The sequence below is a fragment of the Adlercreutzia sp. DFI.6.23 genome (assembly GCF_024462535.1).
GTDB classification, from domain to species: domain Bacteria; phylum Actinomycetota; class Coriobacteriia; order Coriobacteriales; family Eggerthellaceae; genus Adlercreutzia; species Adlercreutzia rubneri.
In genome coordinates this window covers 1-437 of record NZ_JANGBP010000090.1, presented here as the reverse complement: position 1 = coordinate 437, position 437 = coordinate 1, and the positions used below count along the sequence as shown (strand labels likewise).

1 pseudogene is annotated in these 437 nt (G+C 62.5%); it reads left to right on the top strand.

Going from position 1 to position 437, the window contains the following annotated elements:
• Positions 1-49: 49 nt before the first annotated feature.
• Positions 50-437: pseudogene (locus tag NE591_RS12480) on the top strand (aminopeptidase); the annotation flags it as partial.

Here is a 437-nt window from a genome sequence, read left to right as displayed (position 1 = left end):
CACAGATTGGTTCATACTGTGTTCGATCGCACAAGAGAAAGGAAGTCTCGTGGAACGCGAAGTAGCTTGGAAGAAGTACGACGAGGCAGCATCGGCCGAGGTTGAGGCGCTGGCTGCTGACTACATCAACTTCATCTCCGACAACAAGACCGAGCGCGAGTGTGCTGTGGCCGCCATTGCCGCGGCCGAGGACGCCGGCTACGACTCGCTGGCCGATTGCATCGCCGCCGGCACGCCCGTGGGGCCGGGCAGCAAGCTGTGGGCCTGCGCCCAGGGGAAGGCAGTCATCCTCGTGCACGTGGGGGCCGCGCCGATCTCCGATGGCATGAACATCCTGGGGGCGCACATCGACTCGCCGCGGCTGGACATCAAGCAGAACCCGCTGTACGAGGCCAACGACTTCGCGCTTTTGGTCACTCACTATTACGGAGGCATCA